This window comes from Muriicola sp. Z0-33, from assembly GCF_026126425.1.
GTDB lineage: Bacteria > Bacteroidota > Bacteroidia > Flavobacteriales > Flavobacteriaceae > JAFMPW01.
This window is the reverse complement of record NZ_JAFMPW010000017.1, coordinates 36171-57083: the sequence shown is the minus strand read 5'-3', so window position 1 is coordinate 57083 and position 20913 is coordinate 36171. Positions and strand designations below refer to the sequence as shown.

Annotated in this window: 21 protein-coding genes and 1 tRNA gene; 11 read left to right on the top strand and 11 right to left on the bottom strand. The window is 40.0% G+C overall.

Annotated elements, in window-relative coordinates; genetic code table 11:
* Positions 1-191 precede the first annotated feature (191 nt).
* A tRNA-Met gene (locus tag J1G40_RS16940) sits at positions 192-264 on the bottom strand.
* Positions 265-384: 120 nt separating this feature from the next.
* On the opposite strand from J1G40_RS16940, the gene J1G40_RS16935 reads away from it, so the two are divergent.
* Together J1G40_RS16935 and era are read left to right on the top strand one after the other, a co-directional pair.
* Complete coding sequence (locus J1G40_RS16935; protein WP_265243849.1) at positions 385-1770, top strand: alanine/glycine:cation symporter family protein; 1386 nt, start codon at positions 385-387, stop codon at positions 1768-1770.
* A complete protein-coding gene (gene era, locus J1G40_RS16930) occupies positions 1757-2644 on the top strand; it encodes a GTPase Era (protein WP_265243848.1) in 888 nt (295 codons plus the stop codon). Before J1G40_RS16935 ends, era begins: the two co-directional genes overlap by 14 nt.
* A gap of 3 nt (positions 2645-2647) precedes the next feature.
* On the opposite strand, the gene J1G40_RS16925 is transcribed toward era, so the two are convergent.
* Positions 2648-3085 carry a GTP-binding protein gene (locus tag J1G40_RS16925; RefSeq protein WP_265243847.1) on the bottom strand — a complete coding sequence of 146 codons (438 nt, stop codon included), beginning with the start codon at positions 3083-3085 and terminating at the stop codon, positions 2648-2650.
* Between the two features lie 231 nt (positions 3086-3316).
* Between J1G40_RS16925 and der the strand changes: the two genes are divergently transcribed.
* Entirely contained in the window at positions 3317-4621 is a 1305-nt protein-coding gene (gene der, locus J1G40_RS16920; RefSeq protein WP_265243846.1) for a ribosome biogenesis GTPase Der, read from the top strand.
* A gap of 77 nt (positions 4622-4698) precedes the next feature.
* On the opposite strand, the gene J1G40_RS16915 is transcribed toward der, so the two are convergent.
* From J1G40_RS16915 to J1G40_RS16895, 5 genes are read right to left on the bottom strand one after another with little or no spacing between them, the layout of a single operon-like run.
* Complete coding sequence (locus J1G40_RS16915) at positions 4699-5493, bottom strand: TPM domain-containing protein (RefSeq protein ID WP_265243850.1); 795 nt, start codon at positions 5491-5493, stop codon at positions 4699-4701.
* Positions 5474-5917 carry a TPM domain-containing protein gene (locus J1G40_RS16910; protein ID WP_265243845.1) on the bottom strand — a complete coding sequence of 148 codons (444 nt, stop codon included), beginning with the start codon at positions 5915-5917 and terminating at the stop codon, positions 5474-5476. Before J1G40_RS16910 ends, J1G40_RS16915 begins: the two co-directional genes overlap by 20 nt.
* A gap of 3 nt (positions 5918-5920) precedes the next feature.
* Complete coding sequence (locus J1G40_RS16905) at positions 5921-6520, bottom strand: LemA family protein (protein ID WP_265243844.1); 600 nt, start codon at positions 6518-6520, stop codon at positions 5921-5923.
* Between the two features lie 23 nt (positions 6521-6543).
* Entirely contained in the window at positions 6544-6873 is a 330-nt protein-coding gene (locus J1G40_RS16900; protein ID WP_265243843.1) for a MerR family transcriptional regulator, read from the bottom strand.
* On the bottom strand, positions 6873-7850 hold the full coding sequence (locus J1G40_RS16895) for a M23 family metallopeptidase (protein WP_265243842.1): 978 nt from the start codon (positions 7848-7850) through the stop codon (positions 6873-6875). The genes J1G40_RS16900 and J1G40_RS16895 overlap by 1 nt, the downstream gene beginning before the upstream one ends.
* Positions 7851-7954: 104 nt before the next feature.
* On the opposite strand from J1G40_RS16895, the gene alaS reads away from it, so the two are divergent.
* The 4 genes from alaS to J1G40_RS16875 all read left to right on the top strand — a co-directional run bounded on the left by alaS (position 7955) and on the right by J1G40_RS16875 (position 14128).
* Complete coding sequence (alaS, locus tag J1G40_RS16890) at positions 7955-10567, top strand: alanine--tRNA ligase (RefSeq protein ID WP_265243841.1); 2613 nt, start codon at positions 7955-7957, stop codon at positions 10565-10567.
* Between the two features lie 40 nt (positions 10568-10607).
* Positions 10608-11552, top strand: a complete 945-nt coding sequence (locus J1G40_RS16885) for a GSCFA domain-containing protein (RefSeq protein ID WP_265243840.1) — start codon at positions 10608-10610, stop codon at positions 11550-11552.
* Positions 11553-11695: 143 nt separating this feature from the next.
* Complete coding sequence (locus J1G40_RS16880) at positions 11696-12334, top strand: DUF664 domain-containing protein (protein ID WP_265243839.1); 639 nt, start codon at positions 11696-11698, stop codon at positions 12332-12334.
* An 81-nt stretch (positions 12335-12415) separates the two neighbouring features.
* Positions 12416-14128, top strand: a complete 1713-nt coding sequence (locus J1G40_RS16875) for a M1 family aminopeptidase (RefSeq protein WP_265243838.1) — start codon at positions 12416-12418, stop codon at positions 14126-14128.
* Here J1G40_RS16875 and J1G40_RS16870 read toward each other — a convergent pair.
* The 3 genes from J1G40_RS16870 to J1G40_RS16860 form a co-directional block, all read right to left on the bottom strand.
* The gene (locus tag J1G40_RS16870; RefSeq protein ID WP_265243837.1) at positions 14118-15872 is read right to left on the bottom strand and encodes an aromatic amino acid hydroxylase; all 1755 of its coding nucleotides are present in this window, start codon (positions 15870-15872) and stop codon (positions 14118-14120) included. The two genes, J1G40_RS16875 and J1G40_RS16870, sit on opposite strands and share 11 nt — an antisense overlap.
* 70 nt (positions 15873-15942) lie before the next feature.
* Positions 15943-16527 carry a DUF4136 domain-containing protein gene (locus tag J1G40_RS16865; RefSeq protein WP_265243836.1) on the bottom strand — a complete coding sequence of 195 codons (585 nt, stop codon included), beginning with the start codon at positions 16525-16527 and terminating at the stop codon, positions 15943-15945.
* Positions 16528-16601: 74 nt separating this feature from the next.
* Positions 16602-16760 carry a DUF5522 domain-containing protein gene (locus J1G40_RS16860; protein WP_265243835.1) on the bottom strand — a complete coding sequence of 53 codons (159 nt, stop codon included), beginning with the start codon at positions 16758-16760 and terminating at the stop codon, positions 16602-16604.
* A 208-nt stretch (positions 16761-16968) separates the two neighbouring features.
* On the opposite strand from J1G40_RS16860, the gene J1G40_RS16855 reads away from it, so the two are divergent.
* The 4 genes from J1G40_RS16855 to hemL are packed head-to-tail and all read left to right on the top strand — an operon-like array spanning position 16969 to position 20331.
* The gene (locus tag J1G40_RS16855) at positions 16969-17292 is read left to right on the top strand and encodes a hypothetical protein (protein WP_265243834.1); all 324 of its coding nucleotides are present in this window, start codon (positions 16969-16971) and stop codon (positions 17290-17292) included.
* Between the two features lie 21 nt (positions 17293-17313).
* Complete coding sequence (locus J1G40_RS16850) at positions 17314-18219, top strand: 1-aminocyclopropane-1-carboxylate deaminase/D-cysteine desulfhydrase (protein WP_265243833.1); 906 nt, start codon at positions 17314-17316, stop codon at positions 18217-18219.
* Positions 18216-19040 carry a glucosaminidase domain-containing protein gene (locus tag J1G40_RS16845; protein ID WP_265243832.1) on the top strand — a complete coding sequence of 275 codons (825 nt, stop codon included), beginning with the start codon at positions 18216-18218 and terminating at the stop codon, positions 19038-19040. The genes J1G40_RS16850 and J1G40_RS16845 overlap by 4 nt, the downstream gene beginning before the upstream one ends.
* A 1-nt stretch (position 19041) precedes the next feature.
* Positions 19042-20331, top strand: a complete 1290-nt coding sequence (gene hemL / locus J1G40_RS16840; protein WP_265243831.1) for a glutamate-1-semialdehyde 2,1-aminomutase — start codon at positions 19042-19044, stop codon at positions 20329-20331.
* 77 nt (positions 20332-20408) lie between these two features.
* On the opposite strand, the gene J1G40_RS16835 is transcribed toward hemL, so the two are convergent.
* On the bottom strand, positions 20409-20855 hold the full coding sequence (locus tag J1G40_RS16835) for a Spy/CpxP family protein refolding chaperone (protein WP_265243830.1): 447 nt from the start codon (positions 20853-20855) through the stop codon (positions 20409-20411).
* Positions 20856-20913: the final 58 nt, after the last annotated feature.

Genomic DNA, 20913 nt, shown 5'->3' with positions numbered 1-20913 from the left:
GTTACAGTGATTCTTCCAAGGCCTGGATTCTTTCCTCGGTTCCACCTCGGAAAGGGCCTTGGGGTTGGCTTTACAAGGAAAGCCATTCCCTTGCTGCGCAAGGAATTGCCTTTTCCTTTGTTCCAAAACACAAGCAAGCTTGGCTTTTTCACAAAGAAAAAGCCACCAACTTTCGTTGATGGCTTTCCTTGTAGCGGGGACTGGACTCGAACCAGCGACCTTCGGGTTATGAGCCCGACGAGCTACCTACTGCTCTACCCCGCGATGTGGACGGCAAAGATACAACGGTTTGTTGGTAATATCAAAAGTTCTATAGAGATTTATTTTATCCAATTTTCAAGGGAAAAGGCTTAAATTCCATAACTTCGGAGCTTTGTTTTATTTATGGATGAAATCAATAATTTTCTCTCTTCTCTTATACCATATGCAGAATGGGTAATGCTATTTTTAGTTATTGGAGGAGGGCTTTATCTTGCCTTTTATTCCAGATTTATACCCTACAGGTATTTTAGGCATGCCATTGGTATTACAGCAGGGAAATATGATCATGCCGAAGATCCTGGGGAGGTAAGTCATCTCCAGGCGCTATCTGCAGCGGTTGCGGCTACTGTTGGGCTTGGAAATATTTCTGGTGTGGCTATCGCCATTTACAGGGGAGGCCCGGGGGTTATATTCTGGATATGGCTTACCGCTATTCTTGGAATGTGTATCAAGTTCTATTCCTGTAGTCTTGCCATTATGTATCGTTCAGAAGATATTGATGGGAACCTGCAAGGTGGCCCCATGTACTATATTACTAAAGGCCTTGGAAAAAAGGCCAGATCCCTGGCCGTCTTTTTTTGTGTTGCAGGTCTGGTAGGTTTCCTTGGGGTGTTTACCGTTAACCAATTTACGCAAACATTTATGGTGGTTGTTGATCCGGAAACTACCTTGGTTCCTTTGGGTGGTACGGCAGATAGTCCTCAGTTGTACTGGAAATTGGTCATCGGGCTAGTATTGTCTGCCATTACGTCTTTAGTGATTTTTGGGGGTCTAAAAAAAATCGCCAAAGTGGCAACAGCCATAGTGCCTTTTATGGTAGTGCTTTATTTTTTGGCTGTGCTCATCGTTATGGTGATGAACGCAGAAAAAATCTTTCCTTCTTTGCAATTGATTATTACCGAAGCTTTTAATTTTAATACGGCCATAGAAGGCGGGTTTTGGGGTATTGTAATCCTTGGCGTGAGGCGGGCGGTATTTTCAAATGAGGCAGGACTCGGTAGTGCCCCAATGTACCACGGACAATCTAAGACCAAAGAGCCTATTCAGGAAGGGTTAGTGGCCATGCTGGGCCCCTTTATTGATACTATCATAGTTTGTACCCTTACGGCTGTTGTAATTATTTTAAGTGGGGCCTATCTTGAGGCTGAAAGTGATGGTATATTGATGACGCTGATTGCCTTTAAGAAGTCGCTCTTCGGTTACGGAGATGTACTTTTGATGCTTATAGTAGCCGCCTTTGCACTCTCTACGCTTTTTACTTACTCGTATTACGGGGTAAAGTGTTTGTCTTTTCTAACCAATGCCACCGTTGGGAAGTGGTTTAATGTATATTTTGTGGCTACAATTACTTTTGCTGCAGTAGCCTCGGTAGGCCTCGTCATTAACCTGATAGACCTTGCCTATGCCTTAATGGTGATCCCTAATATGATAGCGGTGTTGTACTTATCTCCTAAGGTGAACGCAAAAATGAAAACGTATTTCGTAAATTATAAGAATGGAAAAGCATAAGGCAGGCTTTGTAAATATAATCGGCAATCCCAATGTAGGGAAGTCTACCCTTATGAACGCTTTTGTGGGAGAGAAACTCTCTATAATTACCTCCAAAGCGCAGACTACCAGACATAGGATCTTAGGCATCGTAAACGGAGACGATTTCCAGGTTATATTCTCGGACACTCCGGGGATTATTAAACCTGCCTATGAACTTCAACATTCTATGATGGATGCAGTTAAATCTGCTTTTGAAGACGCCGATGTACTCCTTTATATGGTGGAGATAGGAGAGAAAGCACTTAAGGACGAAAAATTCTTCGACAAGATTAAAAATAGTTCAATACCTGTACTTTTGCTTATAAACAAAATAGATACTTCCGAACAGCATATTCTTGAAGAACAGGTGCAATACTGGCAAAAACAAGTTCCGGGGGCGGAGATTCACCCCATTTCGGCGCTTGAGAATTTTAACGTCAAGGAGGTATTTGAAAGAATTATTGCCTTACTACCCGAGGCCCCGCCTTATTTTCCTAAAGATCAGCTCACAGACAGGCCCGAACGCTTTTTTGTCAATGAAACCATTCGTGAAAAAATACTCAAGCATTATAAAAAGGAAATCCCTTATGCGGTAGAAATTGATACCGAAGAATTTTTTGAAGATGAAAAAATCATTCGAATGCGGGCTGTGATTATGGTTGAGAGGGAAACACAAAAAGGAATAATTATCGGCCATAAGGGAAGTGCACTTAAAAGAGTAGGAGTGGAAGCCAGGAAGGACCTCGAAAAATTCTTTGACAAACAAGTTCATCTGGAGCTGTATGTAAAAGTCAATAAGAATTGGAGGAGCAACCCCAGGCAGCTTAGAAGATTTGGCTATAATCAGAAATAGGATTTATTTCAAGGCTTCTTGCATAAAAGAGTGAAGTTCATGCATTTGAGGGCGCCCTTGTCTTTTTCCCAAACGCCCAAAAATATAGAGCACTATCCAAAAGAAGATCATCATAATCATTAACCCAAGCTGCAAACCATAGGACCTATCCAGGGAGATATTAGAATATGCCCATATACCAAGAACAATAAACAAAGTGGCTACTCCGAAATGCAGGAACATAAAAAAAGTCCATACCGGGGGGCTGGGACCAAACAACCCATGTACCTCACAAGAAGTAGCATCTTGTTCAATAAACTCCAGATGTAATTGGGGCGACCAGAAATGGGCCTTTTGATTATTGAATTTAATTATTACGTGATCATCAATGCATTTTAAGATATATGGGGATCTTTCAGCTTTGGCAAAGTTTTCAAGAGCCACTTCCTTAGACTTCTGCAAACTTTGGCGGAAGCGGGGACGCAATAAAATTTCATTAGGGATGGGTTCCACGTTGAGTTCTTGTTGATTTATGGAAAGTATGGGACACCAACGAGGGAGAATATGATAATTGTCATGTTTCCCAAACACGGCTGTCTGGTCCGTATAATCTACTGCTTTCCTTTTAGGAGTATCAACTTTTTTTTAAAGCCATGATGAATAGCATTACCTTTGTTGCCAGAAATTTTTGTTATGGGCGCAATTGTTGCCATTGTTGGAAGGCCAAATGTTGGGAAATCTACTTTTTTTAATCGCTTAATTCAAAGAAGGGAGGCCATTGTGGATGCTATTAGTGGTGTTACCAGGGATCGCCACTATGGCAAAAGTGATTGGAACGGGAAGGAGTTTTCATTGATTGATACTGGCGGATATGTTCTCGGCAGCGACGATGTCTTTGAGCAGGAAATAGACAAACAGGTAGAACTGGCTATTGATGAAGCGGATGCTATTATTTTTATGGTTGATGTGGAAACTGGTATTACCGGTATGGATGAAGACGTGGCCAAATTGCTCAGAAGAGTAAATAAGCCTGTATTCCTCGCGGTAAATAAGGTTGACAATGCGAAAAGGGCCGAAAACGCCGTTGAATTTTATTCCCTTGGATTGGGCGAATATTATACCCTCTCAAGCATAAATGGCAGTGGCACTGGCGAATTGCTAGATGCACTTGTAGAAGTATTGCCCGAAAGTGTGGAGCCAGAAGATGATCTACCGAGATTTGCAGTAGTAGGAAGACCTAACGCAGGCAAATCCTCATTTATCAATGCACTTATTGGAGAAGAGCGATACATAGTTACTGACATCGCAGGAACTACAAGAGATAGTATAGATACTAAATACAATCGCTTTGGGTTCGAGTTTAATCTGGTAGATACGGCCGGAATAAGGAGAAAATCTAAGGTTAAGGAAGATTTAGAGTTTTATTCGGTTATGCGTTCTGTAAGAGCAATTGAGCATGCCGATGTCTGCCTTCTGCTTTTTGATGCTACCCGCGGTTTTGACGGACAGGTTGCAAACATTTTCTGGTTGGCACACAGAAACAACAAAGGGGTGGTAATCTTAGTAAATAAATGGGACTTGGTGGAAGACAAGGAGAGTAATACCATGAAACAGTATACTCAGAAAATTAAAAAAGCTATTGAACCCTTTACCGATGTTCCTATATTGTTTATTTCGGTACTGAACAAACAAAGAATTTTTAAGGCCATTGAGACTGCTGTTGCCGTTTATAAGAATCGGTCTAAGAAAATTAAAACCAGACAGCTGAATGATGTATTATTACCCATTATAGAACATACACCGCCACCAGCCTACAAAGGGAAATATGTTAAAATAAAATACATAACCCAGCTCCCCACACCCTACCCACAATTTGCGTTCTTCTGCAATCTTCCTCAATATGTAAGAGAGCCATATCGGCGATTTCTAGAAAATAAATTGCGGGAAAATTTTGATTTTACAGGAGTGCCAGTTACCATATTTATGCGAAAGAAGTAGGTCTGACCGATTATCAATTATCAATAAGCAATTAGCAATTAATAATGGCCAATAATTTTGGTCTGGGTTCAGTGTTGCTACCAGCCCCCGGAAGCACCGCCGCCTCCAAAACTACCTCCACCGAAACCACCGCTAAATCCTCCTCCGCCAAAGCTGCCGCTACCACCAAAACCACCTGAAGAGGACCTTCCACTACGGCCCATATTACTGAGAATTATAATATCCCACAGGTCCATTCCAGATGAGCGCCCACCGCCTTTGCCTCCACCTTTATTTTTATTGCGGGCAGATAATATGATCAGAATTACAATAAAGATTATAATGGGGAGAATTGCTCCTAAGGGGAATGAATTATTTTGATTATCAAAAGTCCTTTCTTCTTCAAATTCACCTTTCAATGTTGCAAATATGGCATCGGCACCTTTGTCCAGGCCGCGGTAGTAATCACCGTTTTTAAATTCGGGAATGATCACCCTGTCTATAATCCTTTTTGAAAGCGCATCTGTTAAGTTAGCTTCTACACCATAGCCTGTATTAATAGCTATTCGCCTGTCTCCCCTGGCCAATAACACCAGAATGCCATTATTCTTGTCTTCCTGTCCAATGCCCCATTTCTCACCCCATTGCGCACCTAAATAGTTGATATTTTCACCCTCAGTAGAGGATATTATAGCAACTACAATCTGTGTGGAAGTGCTATCCGAATAACCAATTAATTTTTGCTCCAGACTGTTTTTTTCTGAACTAGACAACAGGTTTATATAGTCGTAAACACTGGTTTGCTTTTCTGGTTTATCAGGAATATCAAATTGGCCGTATATAGTGCAACAACCAAAGAAAAAAAGAAGAAAACTACCCTTTAGATATTTCATCATTCAGTTCATTCGTATCATTAGTTTGCCAGGGGAAATGTGCTTGCAATTCGGCTCCGGCTTTTAGAATTCCCTGGACGATACCTTCTTTAAATTCATTCATTTTAAAGTAGTATTCAATTACATCCTTGGTAGCCTCCCAAAAACCTTCCGGGACAGCAGCATCGATTCCTTTGTCACCAAAGATGACAAACTGATGATCTTTAACAGCGATGTAGATTAACACCCCATTACTGTCTTTGGTATTGTCCATTTTTAGAACGTGAAATACCTCTTGAGCTCTTTTATATGGATCTTCAGAGGAAGAGGCCTCTATATGCACCCTGATTTCCCCAGAAGTATATTTTTCCGCTTCCAGAATGGCGGTGACAATATCTTGTTCTTCCTGGGCCGATAAAAAATCTTCTACCTTAGAGTTTGGCATAGATCAATCAAATTCAAAATTAACGTCTGGTGCCTGCTCAGACCCGGCATCGGCCTGATACCTGGGCATCTCTTTAAAGCCAAACCATCCAGCCAAAAGCTTATTTGGGAATTTAGTGGTATGAATATCGTAGATATTTACTTTTTCATTGAACCTGTTCCTTTCAACATTGATCCTGTTTTCAGTGCCTTCCAGTTGAGATTGGAGTTCTAAAAAATTCTGATTTGCCTTTAATTCAGGATATCTTTCTACAACCACCATCAGTTTGCTAAGCGCTCCGGTAAGCCCGGATTGTGCTTGTTGAAATGCTGCCATCTTTTCCGGAGTAAGATCCCCGACATTTATGGAGGTTTTGGTGGCATCCGCTCTGGCCTGGATGACTCCTTCTAAAGTTTCTTTTTCAAAATCAGCCGCTCCTTGGACCGTCTTAACTAAATTTCCTATAAGATCATTTCTTCTTTGATAAGCACTTTCCACATTGGACCATGCTGTTTTGGCATCTGCTTCATAGGTGACCGCAGTATTGTTAAATCCTACGCCCCATTGATATAAAGCAAAAACAATTACTGCCAGAATAATTACTGGGATTAACCATTTTTTCATTTTAGGTAGTGTTTAGAGTTAAATTATAGTTGGCTTTTTATTTTAATAAGTTCCAACTTAATGCGTTCCAGTTTTTGAATGATTTCAAAATTGGATAGTGTTTTTTGCTTTTCTTCCCTTAGGTGGATTTTAGCGCCTTCCAATGTAAAACCCCGTTCTTTAACCAAGTGGTAGATGAGTTGAAGATTTTGAATGTCCTTAGGGGTAAATTTCCGATTTCCTTTGGCATTTTTTTTAGGTTGTATGACGTCAAATTCTTTCTCCCAAAACCTGATAAGGGAGGTATTGACATCAAATGCCCTGGCTACTTCGCCAATTCCATAATATCTTTTTTCCGGTAATTCTACTTGCATTAATCCAGTGATTGGTTTTCCTGATTTGCATATTTGAGCATATTCTCGAATTCCTCGGCAGACAAACTTCCATAATAGAAGTTTATAGGATTTATCCTGTCTCCGTCTTTCAATACCTCATAATGTAGGTGAGGTGCTTCTGATCTTCCCGTACTTCCTACAAATCCAATGAGGTCTCCCCTTTTTACCTTTTGTCTTCTTTTAACATTGTATTTACTCAAGTGGGCATAAAGTGTTACGTAGCCATAACCATGGTCTATACGAATGTGTTTTCCAAAACCTGAAGAATTATTATCGGCCCGTTTAACTACACCATCGCCTGATGCATAGATAGGGGTTCCTCTAGGGGCAGTAAAATCCATTCCCCTGTGTAACTTTCTCGCTTTGGTAAACGGATCTGAGCGCCATCCAAATCCAGACGCCATCCTGGTCAGATCATCATTGTTTATGGGTTGTATTGCCGGGATTGCAGCGAGTAGTTTTTCCTTTTCTTCAGCCAATTTTGTGATTTCATCTAGCGATCTTGATTGAATCACCATTTGTTTCTGAATAATATCGAGCCTTTTTGTAGTGGAGATGATCATATCAGAATTGTTAAAACCTTCAAGAGATTTATATCTGTTCACACCTCCAAAACCTGCTCTCCGCTGCTCTTCCGGAATTGGATTTGCCTCAAAATAAAGGCGGTATATGTTATTATCCCTATCCTCGATGTTCGCGAGCACATACTCTATTTGCTCCATTTTACGATTCATCAAATCGAATTGCAATTCGTAGTTCTTAACTTCTCTGTTCAGAGAGAGTTCCCTTGGAGTATTTAGAATATTGGTGTTTAGCAGGAAAATAAGTCCTAAAAAGCCAAAAAGAGCAGATCCCAGTACGAAAAGAAAAATATTCCTGTATCGCCTGGATTTCTTTGGCTCTATCTTTCTGTAAGAAAGCGTGTCCGGATCGTAATAATACTTTACTTTAGACATGAATGGATTTTATCCTATTTTTGTCCCATAGTTTTATCAGAACAAACAAATATAAAAATTGTTTTGTATAAATTGTTAAAATTAGCAAAACCTTCGCATTTTATATGAATTCCAAAGATATCCGAGCCAATTTTTTGAAGTTTTTTGAAGGAAAAAACCACAAAATAGTGCCTTCTGCCCCAATGGTTATCAAAGACGATCCCAGTCTTATGTTTACCAATGCAGGAATGAATCAGTTTAAAGAGTTCTTCCTGGGCAATTCTGTGGCAAAGAATACCAAAGTAGCTGATACCCAAAAATGCCTGAGAGTAAGCGGAAAACATAACGACCTGGAAGAAGTAGGTAAGGATACCTATCACCATACGATGTTCGAGATGCTCGGTAATTGGAGTTTTGGCGATTATTTTAAGAAGGAGGCAATCAATTGGGCATGGGAATTCTTAACTGAAGTTTGCAAAATTGATAAGGAGCGGCTTTTCGTATCCGTTTTTGAAGGAAGCGATGATGCCGATAATCTGGAAATGGATAAAGAAGCTTTTGATCTCTGGAAAGCCATAGTGCCCAAGGAACGAATTATAATGGGCGACAAAAAGGATAACTTCTGGGAAATGGGAGATCAGGGGCCTTGCGGACCCTGTTCCGAAATTCATGTCGATCTCAGATCAAAAGAGGAAAGAGCCAAAACACCCGGTGCATCCCTGGTTAATCAGGATCACCCCCTGGTCGTGGAAATATGGAATCTGGTGTTTATCCAGTATAACAGAAAAGCTAATGGCAAGTTAGAACCATTACCGGCAAAACATATAGATACAGGGATGGGCTTTGAACGTCTATGTATGGTTTTGCAGGGAGTACAATCTAATTATGATACTGATGTCTTTACTCCTATAATCAGGGAGATAGAAACGACGACAAACAATGAATATGGCAAAAATGAGGATAAAGATATTGCCATCAGAGTTATAGCAGACCATATCAGGGCAGTCTCCTTCTCTATTGCGGATGGGCAACTGCCGAGTAATACTGGCGCAGGTTATGTGATCAGAAGAATCCTAAGAAGGGCTATTCGTTATGGTTTTACCTTTTTAGACACCAAAGAGCCTTTTATGTTCCTTTTGGTAAAGGTGCTTGCAGATAATATGGGTACGGCTTTTCCCGAACTTAAAAATCAACGTCAGCTCATTGAAAATGTCATCAGGGAAGAAGAGCACTCTTTCTTAAAAACCCTTGAACAAGGCCTGGTGCTTTTAGATAATGTGATTGATGAAGCTGATGGAAAAACAATTGATGGCCATAAAGCATTTGAATTGTACGATACCTTTGGATTTCCAATAGACCTGACGGCACTTATTCTGAGTGAAAAGGGGTATGACCTGGATGAAAAAGGGTTTGCAGCCGCCATGCAAAAGCAAAAAAACAGATCAAAATCGGCCTCTGAGGTATCAAAAGGGGATTGGACCGTGCTGACAAAAGACACCACTCAGGAATTTGTGGGATATGATACCCTGACTGTCCAGGTGCAATTGTCAAAATATCGAAAAGTAAGCTCAAAAAAAGAAGGGGATCAGTTTCAGTTGGTATTTAATAAAACGCCGTTTTATCCTGAAGGTGGGGGCCAGGTTGGTGATAAAGGATATCTGGAGGTTCCAAATGGGGATGTGGTATACATACTCGATACAAAAAAGGAAAACAACGAAATATTTCATATCACCAACAACTTACCAAAGCACCTGGAGGAAACGCTCACTGCTGTAGTTGATCATAAACAAAGGCAGCGAACGGCACGCAACCATACGGCCACTCATTTATTGCACCAGGCATTACGCGAAATACTGGGCAAACACGTAGAGCAAAAAGGATCTGCAGTGCATTCTAAACACTTGCGTTTTGATTTCTCGCACTTTGCAAAACTAACTGCCGATGAATTGCAGCAGGTAGAGAATTTTGTGAATGCCAGGATTGATGAACAATTGCCCTTACAGGAGAACAGAAAAGTAGGGATGAAACAAGCTCTGGAAGAAGGAGCTATGGCATTGTTTGGAGAAAAATATGGGGATGCGGTCAGAACAATCAGATTCGGAAAATCTATAGAATTATGTGGAGGTACTCATGTGTCTAACACTTCGGAAATATGGCATTTTAAGATCACCTCAGAAAGTGCAATTGCCGCAGGTATCCGCAGAATCGAGGCCATTACCTCGGATGCGGTTAAAGACTTTTATTTGGAGAACAATAGAAAGCTAGGGCAATTAAAAGATTTGTTTAAAGGGAAAGATCCGGTGAAAGCTGTAACCTCTTTACAGCAGGAAAATGTTATGCTCAAAAAAGAGATTGAAAGCCTTCTTAAGGATAAAGCGAGTAATCTGAAGGGCGAATTGGAAAATGAACTGGAAATTATTGGGAATGTCCGCTATTTAGCAAAACAAGTAGATTTAGATGCTGCCGGAATAAAGGACCTTGCCTTTGAACTGGGAAGCAATAAGGATAATCTTTTTCTCCTCCTGGCTTCCGAACAAAATGGCAAAGTAGTTCTTGGCTGCTATATTTCTAAAGAACTTGTTTCAACTAATAACTTGAATGCCGGGAGTATTGTTCGCGAATTGGGCAAATTTATTGATGGAGGTGGGGGTGGACAACCTTTTTTCGCCACCGCAGGAGGTAAAAACCCTTCAGGAATTCCAGAGGTATTGGCTAAGGCCCGTGATTATGTGAAGTGATTCCTTTACTTTAGTGTTGAATAGGGCTTATCATAATCTCATGAAACTTCAGACCAATATACCACTTCAAAAGGGCAGTCCGGAAATAGACTATAATAGTCGCTTGCTAGTATTGGGTTCCTGTTTCGCTGAAAATATTGGAAATAAGCTTGAGTATTATAAATTTCAGCACCTTAAAAACCCGTTTGGTATTCTATTTCAGCCAAAGGCCATTGAAAAAATGGTAGATAAAGCCGTAAATAGTACCAGGTTCAAAGAAGAAGATATTTTTTTTCACAACGAACGTTGGCACAGCTTCGATGTACATTCAACATTGAGCAATGCAGATAAGTCACTATTGCTTTCAGACGTAAATAACGGACTCCTCCACACCCAAAATCAACTTCGGGAAGCCACTCATATAATTCTGACATTGGGCACTGCCTGGGCCTACAGACACCTTAAAAAAGATCGGCTTGTGGCAAATTGCCATAGGGTACCTCAAAAGGAATTTGCCAAAGAGCTGCTGACGGTCAATGAGATTATTGATAGCCTGGATAATCTGCTTAATGCCATTACATCTATAAATCCGGAAGCGATTGTTCTTCTAACTATATCTCCTGTTCGTCATTTAAAGGACGGGTTTTTAGAAAATCAGCGTAGTAAAGCCCACCTTATTGCCGCTGTGCATCAGATCCTTAAGGACGAAGCGGTATTTTATTTCCCGGCATATGAGATTATGATGGACGAACTACGAGACTATCGCTTCTATAAGGAAGATATGGTGCACCCTAACCAACTGGCTATAAACTATATATGGGAGCACTTTACGAAATGTTGGATGAGTTCTGATGCCATTGGTATGATGGCAAAAGTAGAAGAAGTACAAAAGGGCCTCCAACATATTCCCTTTAATCCCGATACTGAGCAGCACAGGAGGTTTGAAAATTTACTACAGCAGAAAATTGTTGATCTTCAAAATGCATATCCCCATATGAAGTTTTAGACAGAATTGGACCTGAAGTTGGTAAAAAGTTTGAATCGTCTGAAAAAAACACTTTTTAGAGGCAATTACTTGGCTATTGTGTTTATCTTCAGATCATGTGCTTTGGATAAAGAATAACAGAATTAATATCAAAAATTGAAAAAATGAATAACACTGAAAAGAACAGTTCTCGACGAAATTTTATCAAGGCTTCCGGATTACTTGGCGCCGGGTTACTTATACCCCAGACGGGGATGGCGAGTTTGCCTTCTCTGCCACTAAATAATATTCACGAATTTGGAAAACGTGAGGGGTATACGGAGCAAATGAGCATTGTGGTTTCAATGATGGATTGGATGCGTGCAGCCGTTCTCAGAAGTGTGCAGGATCTTTCGGTAAAAGACCTGGATTTTTTATTAGATGAGGAGGCCAACAGTATTGGCGGTATGCTTGTTCATCTGGCAGCCACGGAACGGTATTATCAAATTCATACTTTTGAAGGCAGAAACTGGGGAGATTTTGATAAAAAAGATACTGACTTATGGGATGTTGGGATGAATCTTGGGGCGAAGGCCAGAGAGGAGATTAAAGGAAACCCATTGAACTATTACACCGATAAGTTGGCCGAGGTACGAGACTATTCAAAGGCGCAACTAAAAGAAAGGGATGATGCCTGGTTGATGGAGAAAACTAATTTTTTCGCCAACCAACCCACAAATAATTATTGTAAATGGTTTCATGTTGTAGAACATGAATCTAATCATAACGGTCAGATAAAGTATATTAAGAGCAGAATTTCCTAGCGCGAAATACTTTATAGCTTACTAGTAAATTTGTAACAAAACTAACTGTATGTCGTCTTCCAAGGGTATTAATAAGCAGCAATGATCAAACTTTTTTTTCAGAGACTTTCGATAGTTTTAATATCAATTAACTTTTTAAACTGTGAACAACAGGGCAATGATGTAACAGATTTACTTCAGTTCAATATTGCACAGTCCGAATGGGAAGGCAAACCGGCACTGAATATTAAAATGAAATTCAAAACAGATTCCTCGGGAACAACCAGGATTTTGTATGAGAATGAGGCCTGGGGTCAAGAAAATCTATTTGATTGTATTAAAAATATCAAATTATTGGACTCCAGCATTGTCCCAGAAATTAACAGGGATAGCGGATGGATAGAAATACAGCATCCCAGGGATTTGAATCTTATCAACTTTCAATATACTTTAATCCAGGACTTTGATGGGGAAGGAGGAAGCAGAGAGAGTTACAGGCCGTTGATACAGCAGCAGTTTTTTCATGTTTTTTCTCACAATATGTTTATGATACCGAAACATATAGCCGACACTCCCGAAGATACACTAAATGTTGAGATTAATTGGGATGAGTTCCCTGAGCACTATAAGATCCATAATAGTTTTGCAACATCAAATTCCAGGCAGTTATTAACCAATATCTCCCTGGGCGACTTCCATTCTGCAATATTTGTGGGTGGGGATTTTAGAATTTATAAGCAAGCAATTGAGGGTAACGCTATATATTTGGCGAGTAGAGGAGATTGGATTCCGTTTAAAGATTCAACTGTGATGCAGGTATTATCTAAAACAATAAAGTTGCAGCGCGATTTTTGGCAGGATCATTCACAGGACTATTTTACGGTAACTTTGCGCCCGATAACCCAAGATAAAGGCAGCAGTTTTCAGGGTACCGGGTTAACCAATTCTTTCGCCACAACCATTTCCAATAATGAATATACGGATATAGGACAATTGGTTTATTTGTTTAATCATGAACTACAACACAATTGGATAGGGCATACCATAAAAAATGCCAATGAAGAACAACAATACTGGTTTAGCGAGGGTTTTACAGAGTATTACACCCTTAAAAATATTGCCAAACACCAAATTCAGGGTCTGGATGGCGCCTATTTTATTAAAGAGATAAATGGCATAATAAGAAACCTTTACAGTTCCCCTGTAAAAGAAGCTCCCAACAGTGATATAAATTATGAAAATTTCTGGTCGGACCGCCACTATAGTAAACTTCCATATTACCGTGGAGCACTAATTGCCTTTTACCTGGATAAATTCATCAGCTTAGAAAGTAAGGGCAGGTTTAGTTTAGATGATGTGATGCATGATCTTCAGAAGGGGGCTTTGGAAAACGACTTAAAGATCAACCAGGAATATTTTGTTTCTGTGGTCAATCAATATGTTAATGAAGACATCAAAGGCTTTGCGAAAGACCATATAGAAGGAGGAAAATTATTACCTCTGGAGGATATATTTAAAACATTTGGTTGGAGTTATATGGCCATACCAGAAATTTTTGATTTGGGCTTCAAGTTCTCTGACGATCAGAATTTTGCCCTTACTGTTGATGAGACTTCGGCAGCTTTTGCATCTGGTTTAAGAGCGGGAGACCAACTTACATCCAGAAGTATTTATTTTGGTAATATAGAGCGGCAAGTAGTACTCACGGTAAAAAGGGGAGATGAATATATTGATATTAACTATTATCCTGTAAAAAAAGCTGAAGTTCCTCAAATAGAAGTGTCTGAAACTAATATTGGGTTACTTACATTTTAACTGTGTTACTATCTACCAATCCAATTCCATCATCAATAAGATGCCCCACTTCGGGGTTTCTTTGTTTTACTTTTTCCAGATGGTCTAAAATGGATTTGTAAAAATCACGGTCACCATTGTTTTTGGCTAATTCGTACAGTTCAACAGACAATAACCAATCGTTAGGAAATTCCTCCTTTATTACATTGAATACCTTATTCCTGGAGATGGTGGTATTTGTTCCTTCCCTGAAATCCCTGATTTGCCTGTAGTATTGTTCTAATTTTTTGAATTCTGCTGACCTCTCGGGTTTGATAGTGGTAGAGGACAATTCATGTGTTATCAAATCAAAACTATTAAGATCAGCCGGACCGTTAAAAGCAGCGGCGATATTTTCCCCTACTGCCATATTATAAAGCCCGCTATCCGGATGAAACAGTACCTTCTTGCCATGACTTACACTACAGTTCTTAAAAGTGATCAGGATGATCTCGCCTTGCAAATTTCTGGTCCCTGTTATGATCTGCCCCGATACTTTTATATTTCCCTCAAATTCAAGAGTGATATTTTCTCCTTCATATATATTGTATGCCTTCAGGTCTCTGGGGCTCATATCTTCTATGGCCAGGTTAATCCCCTTTAATTTTCCAATAGGGGAACCAAAACCTTCCGGGTGATGTTCCAGACTATGACCCACCAGTTCTTTTTCTCTATAGGACAGGGCCGTTTTACCTTTAGTTTGAAAATAAACTGGTTTATTTTCAAATTCGATTACCTGGTCAAAATTACCTGATATCTGTAATCCGGTACTTAACTCTATGGTACCAAGTTCTTTGGAATTAATAAGTTTTTTAATACCACTCAGGCCTCCTTTTCTCAGTGCCATGGTATTGGCGAATTCTTCCAGCACCTGACTTAAAAAAGCAAAATCAGGGGTAACAAATAATTGAGGTTGGGGTTTTGTGATATCAAAAGAGGTATGTGCTGCCTCTATGGAATAAGGAATCTTCTTTACCTTCTCTGTCATGCACCAGGCACTTTCTCCTATTGAAGACAGCAAACCCGCCCCATATATCTTAGGTTGATCTACATCACCTATAAGACCGTATTCTACGGTCCACCAATGGAGGTTTCTTATCAGTGCTATTTCACTAGGGTCTCCCATATTACCTTGCAATTCTTCAATATGAGATTCGGCGGCTGTTATTTCGCCCTCAGGTGTTCCCGGAGCCTCTTTGATAATAGACAGGTGTCTTACGGCCTCATAGAGTTCAAAGTCCTTTGCATTAGAGATCGCCTTGCATCCAATTTCTCCAAACCTTCTCAGGTATTCTGCGTATTCGGGGTTTGCAATAATCGGAGCATGGCCGGCACCCTCATGAATAATATCCGGTGCTGGGGTATATTCTATATGCTCTAACTGCCTTATGTCTGAGGCAATCACCAAAACGTTATACGCCTGAAATTCCATAAAGGCAGATGGCGGAATAAATCCGTCTACGGCCACGGCGGCCCACCCGATTTCTTTTAGAATTCGGTTCATCCCATACATATTGGGAATGTGGTCTATGGAGATCCCTGTCTTATTTAATCCTTCTAAATATGACTTGTGGGCAACTTTGCTCAAATAGTCGACATTTTTGCGCATCACATAACGCCAGACAGCTTGGTCAATTGCTGTATAATCTTTATAGTCCTGGGGTTTTATGTACTGTTTAAGGTGCTTTGGAAGCTTGTCCAGAATGTGATTACTTTGGTAAGACATAAGACTTTTTTGATACCAGTAAAGATACAAAAAAAACCGCCCTGAAGTGGATCTTCAGGGCGGCTATATGTTAGTTCGATACTATTGCATCAGGGGGATATTCCTGGAGAATTTGTGAAACAAATTCGCGTATTCTTTCTTCTTTTTTCTCAATATTCTTAGTGTTGTTCAGAGTTCCTACGCCTCTTCCTTGCCATACTAATTCTTTGTTTTTGGCATCTATCAGGTCTATATACAAGGAGCCAACGGTATCCGTACTGACGCTAGATCCTCCGTAATAACCAGGTCCTCCCCAAAGCCAGGGATTCCAATAGCCATAACCATAGCCCCAGCCCCAGCCCCAGCCATAGCCAAAGTTGTTGTTGTAGACGTTTACTCGTTCTTTTTCCAAAGTAAAAATACTTACCAGAATATCGGGCTGTTTGGATTTTACGAAGCCCCTTGCACTCATTTCTGATTCAATTGCGGTGAGTATTCTTTTCTTGTCCAGATCTGAGATATGGGCCTTATCTATTCCGGTTTTATAAAAAGCATAACTTTTATAAGAATCAAAGTCGGCCTCTTTATCATAATCTGCCAATACCCTAACGGAGACACAGGATCCGAGCAGCAGAAGCCCCAGTAGTGGTACTACCAGAAATTTCAATTTTTTCATAACATTTTTGTTTTGGATTAACAACAGTACTTTTTAATAATAAGCCACAAAGATCATGCCGTATACAGAGAGATTTAGTAAGAATTTGTATTCTTGTTATATCCATAAGGACAGTGTCTGCAACCACTTTCGCAGCAATAACCTCTTTTAAGATGATACTGTCTCGTAAAAACCTTATAGCCTTCTTCAGAGAGGTAATAATCTCCGTCTTCCAGGGGTATTTGCTCCTTCATTTATTTCGTTCTCCTGTTTTTAAGGTTTTAGTAGAATAAAAGTACATCATTCTTCTGAAATGGCTGCAAAAACTATGCAAGGGGACACATTAATAGGGTTTTATATATCCTGGCACTATTGTTGTCTTTGTTGGTAACATTAAATATTTTTAAACTTAACTCTTAAGATTAACAATTATATTTGTTATGGGCCGTTAAATCAATGCTGATGATCTTGATTATAAAACATCTTTTTCATAAGAATTATGTGGGTTTATCGTTATGGCCATTTATAATTCTTAAAAACGACCGCCTAAAAGAGGATGCAATTCTTATTAATCATGAACGCATTCATTTGAAACAGCAGATAGAATTACTGATTCTGCCATTTTATATTATTTACGTGGTGGAATGGCTTATTCGTACCCTGATTTATTTCGATAGCTATAAGGCCTATCAAAACATTAGTTTTGAGCGAGAGGCATACAGGAATGAAAAAAACATGGATTATCTGAAAGAAAGGAAACCCCTAAGCTTTTTCAAATATCTCTAGAGCTATCTCATATTTAGATACGTGAAAACTCTCAATCAAAGCATTCAACTTCCATTACTCAAAGAATTACAGGTTTCGCTTACCATAAAGAGGGAAGATCTTATACATCCAACCATAAGAGGAAATAAATTTCGAAAATTAAAATACAACCTGATAGCGGCTAAAAAAGGAGGATATGACTGCCTGCTTACTTTTGGAGGTGCATATTCAAATCATATCCTGGCTACAGCCCTGGCTGGCAAAGAGCAGGGGCTCAGAACAATTGGAATTATAAGAGGGGAAGAGCTCTCAGCACTATGGGAGCAGAACCCCACCCTTACCGCAGCTCATAAGGCTGGGATGGAATTTAGGTTTGTAACACGCGAAAAGTACCGTGAAAAATCTAGCAAAACATTTATATCTGACCTAAATGACCAATACGGTAATATTTATATCCTTCCAGAAGGGGGCACCAATGATCTTGCAGTTAAAGGATGTGAAGAAATATTAACCGATGATGATGCAGCTTTTGATTATATCTGCTGTAGTGTGGGAACCGGAGGTACTTTGTCTGGCCTTATAAAAGCTGCACATCACCACCAGAGAGTTATAGGATTCCCTGCTCTAAAAGGTGATTTTTTGCAAAAAGATATTTGTAAATTTGTCAGCAAGGATAATTGGGAATTACAAACACAATACCATTTTGGAGGGTATGCCAGGGTTTCAGCCGAATTGATAACATTTATCAATAACTTTAAGGAAAGCACTCAAATTCAGTTAGATCCAATATATACCGGGAAAATGCTCTATGGAATTATCGACATGATTAAAAAGCATTGCTTTAAACCTCAATCGAGTATCCTTGCTATTCACACTGGAGGTATTCAGGGAATTGCAGGTATGAACACGAAAATGAAATCTAATAATTTACCGTTGATCAAGATATGAAACAACTTATTTTCACCTTGTTTTTATGTGCTTTAGTGATGGGCTGTGGCACAAAAAAAAGGACAGTTTCTAAGACAAAAACAACGAACAGAATTACTGACACTAAAAGCAAGGAAAATGATAAAGGCTTGTATCCCATGCCCGAGGATACAGGGAAGTTCGTAAAATTCCATGTCGGCTCAATAGAAGAGTATATTGCTGCCTTTGCCGAAATAGCCCAGTTTGAAATGAAGGCATACGGCATACCGGCGAGCATAACATTGGCTCAGGGAATTCTCGAGAGCGGCTATGGCAGGGGCGAATTAACGCTAAAAACCAATAATCATTTTGGAATAAAGTGCCATAACGGTTGGGAAGGTGAGTACGAGAAACATGATGATGACGCCAGGGACGAATGTTTCCGGAAATATAATCATCCCATGTATTCTTTTCGTGATCACAGTATATTCTTATCCTCCCGTTCCAGGTATTCTGGATTATTCCGTTTAAGACGAGATGACTATAAGGGTTGGGCCAGAGGCCTTAAAGCTGCCGGATATGCAACAGACAAGCGCTATCCACAGAAATTGATTTCCTTTATTGAAAGGTATGAGCTTTTTAAATACGATGATGAAGTTTTGGATAAAGGATATCCTGCACAAAAATCTCAATTAGCCTACAACGATCACATTCATATTGTAACCCGCGGAGACACTTTGTATTCACTTTCCAAAAAATATTTTGTTACAGTTGATGAAATTATGGAACTCAACAGTATGAAAGATAGTCATCTTTCGGTAGGTCAGCAATTAAGGATCAAAACTGAAAAAGTCAAGAAATAGCATGAGATATCAGCGTAGCAGTGCACTCTTTACTGAGGCGAAAAACTATATTCCGGGCGGGGTCAACTCGCCGGTAAGGGCATTTAAGGCCGTAGGCGGGGATCCAATTTTTGTCAAGCAAGCAAAAGGGGCCTATCTATATGATGAGGATGGAAACAGGTTTATAGACTATATAGCTTCATGGGGACCTTTGATATTGGGACATGCATATGAACCCGTCATAAATGCGGTTATTGAAAAAGCAAGAAAAGGAACCTCGTTTGGAATGCCGACTGAGATTGAAACGACGCTGGCTAAATTAGCCGTAACCATGGTACCCAATATAGACAAGATCCGATTTGTAAATAGCGGTACAGAAGCCTGTATGAGTGCGGTAAGACTAGCCAGAGGTTATACAGGGAAGGATAAGATCATAAAATTTAAGGGATGTTATCACGGTCATGCAGATTCTTTTTTAATTGCTGCTGGAAGTGGCGCCATAACCTTTGGTAGCCCAAATAGCCCTGGAGTTACTCAGGGAACGGCCAAAGACACCTTACTTGCAGAATACAATGACCTGGACGGAGTTACATCTCTTGTGGAAGCCAACGAAGATCAGATAGCTGCTATCATCATTGAACCTGTTGCCGGTAATATGGGCTGCATAATTCCCAAGGAAGAATTTATTCACGGACTGCGCAGCCTTTGTAGCAAAGAAGGAATATTATTGATATTTGATGAGGTAATGACAGGTTTCAGACTTGGTCGTGGCGGGGCCCAGGAAGAATTGGGTGTAGATGCGGATATCGTCACCTTTGGGAAGGTAATCGGAGGAGGACTTCCGGTGGGCGCTTTTGCGTCCAGAAATGAAATTATGGCCAAACTTGCCCCGGAGGGGCCGGTATACCAGGCAGGAACCTTAAGTGGTAATCCTTTAGCCATGAGTGCCGGATTAGCTATGTTAACAGAGCTGGATAGTCACCCTGAGATATTTGAAAGCCTGGATGAGAAAACAGAGCATTTAAAGGAGGGTTTTGACAACGTCTTACGGAATTCTGGGATCGACTACCAGATAAACAAATACGGTAGTATGATTTCACTGCATTTTACCAAAGAACCCGTGATAGATTTTGCCTCTTCGGCCAAAGGGAATAATGACACCTTTAAAAAGTATTTCCATGGGATGCTAGATCAGGGTGTATACTTACCACCCAGTGCTTTTGAAAGTTATTTTCTCAATGACGCCTTGTCTTATGCAGATTTAGACGATACCATTGCAGCTCTGGAACGTGTTGTTCCTCAATTAAAATAGCTGCAATTAATAAAAGAGAGGTGATTATTAAGTAAGACAATAATTTACTTAATAATCACCTCTCCTTTTAATTCGGGTTATCTTCCTCTTTTAGCACCGTGCCGGTGATGGTCTTTACGACCCGTTTTTTTGTGGCGGCCTTTTTTAAATTGAATTTTTTCCCATTTGGCATATTGTTCCTTGGTGAGAATGTCTTTCATTGTGGCCTTTAGTGCAATAGCCTTGTCGAGTCGTTCAACTTGCAGGTTGTATTTTTCGTCTGGGCTCAGTTCTTTAGAGGAGCCCGCTTCCCTGGCTGTTTTTCTGGCATCCATTTTTTCCTTTTTGAATTTGGCGTTTTTCTCATTCAACTTTTGGATGTCTTTTTGTTGTGCTTCATTCAGATCCAAAGCAAGCGTTAATTTTTTGGTATGCAAAGTAGCCACTTGTTCTGCAGTAAGGTTACGCATTTCGCCAGGTTCACTTCTTTGTGCATACAGCACAGCGCCACTTAGTAATAGGGCGGTAACAAATAAATTTTTCATGTGTTTATATTTTAATGATTTTAATCTTTGATGCTATTCTGGCACAAGGGTTTAAAGA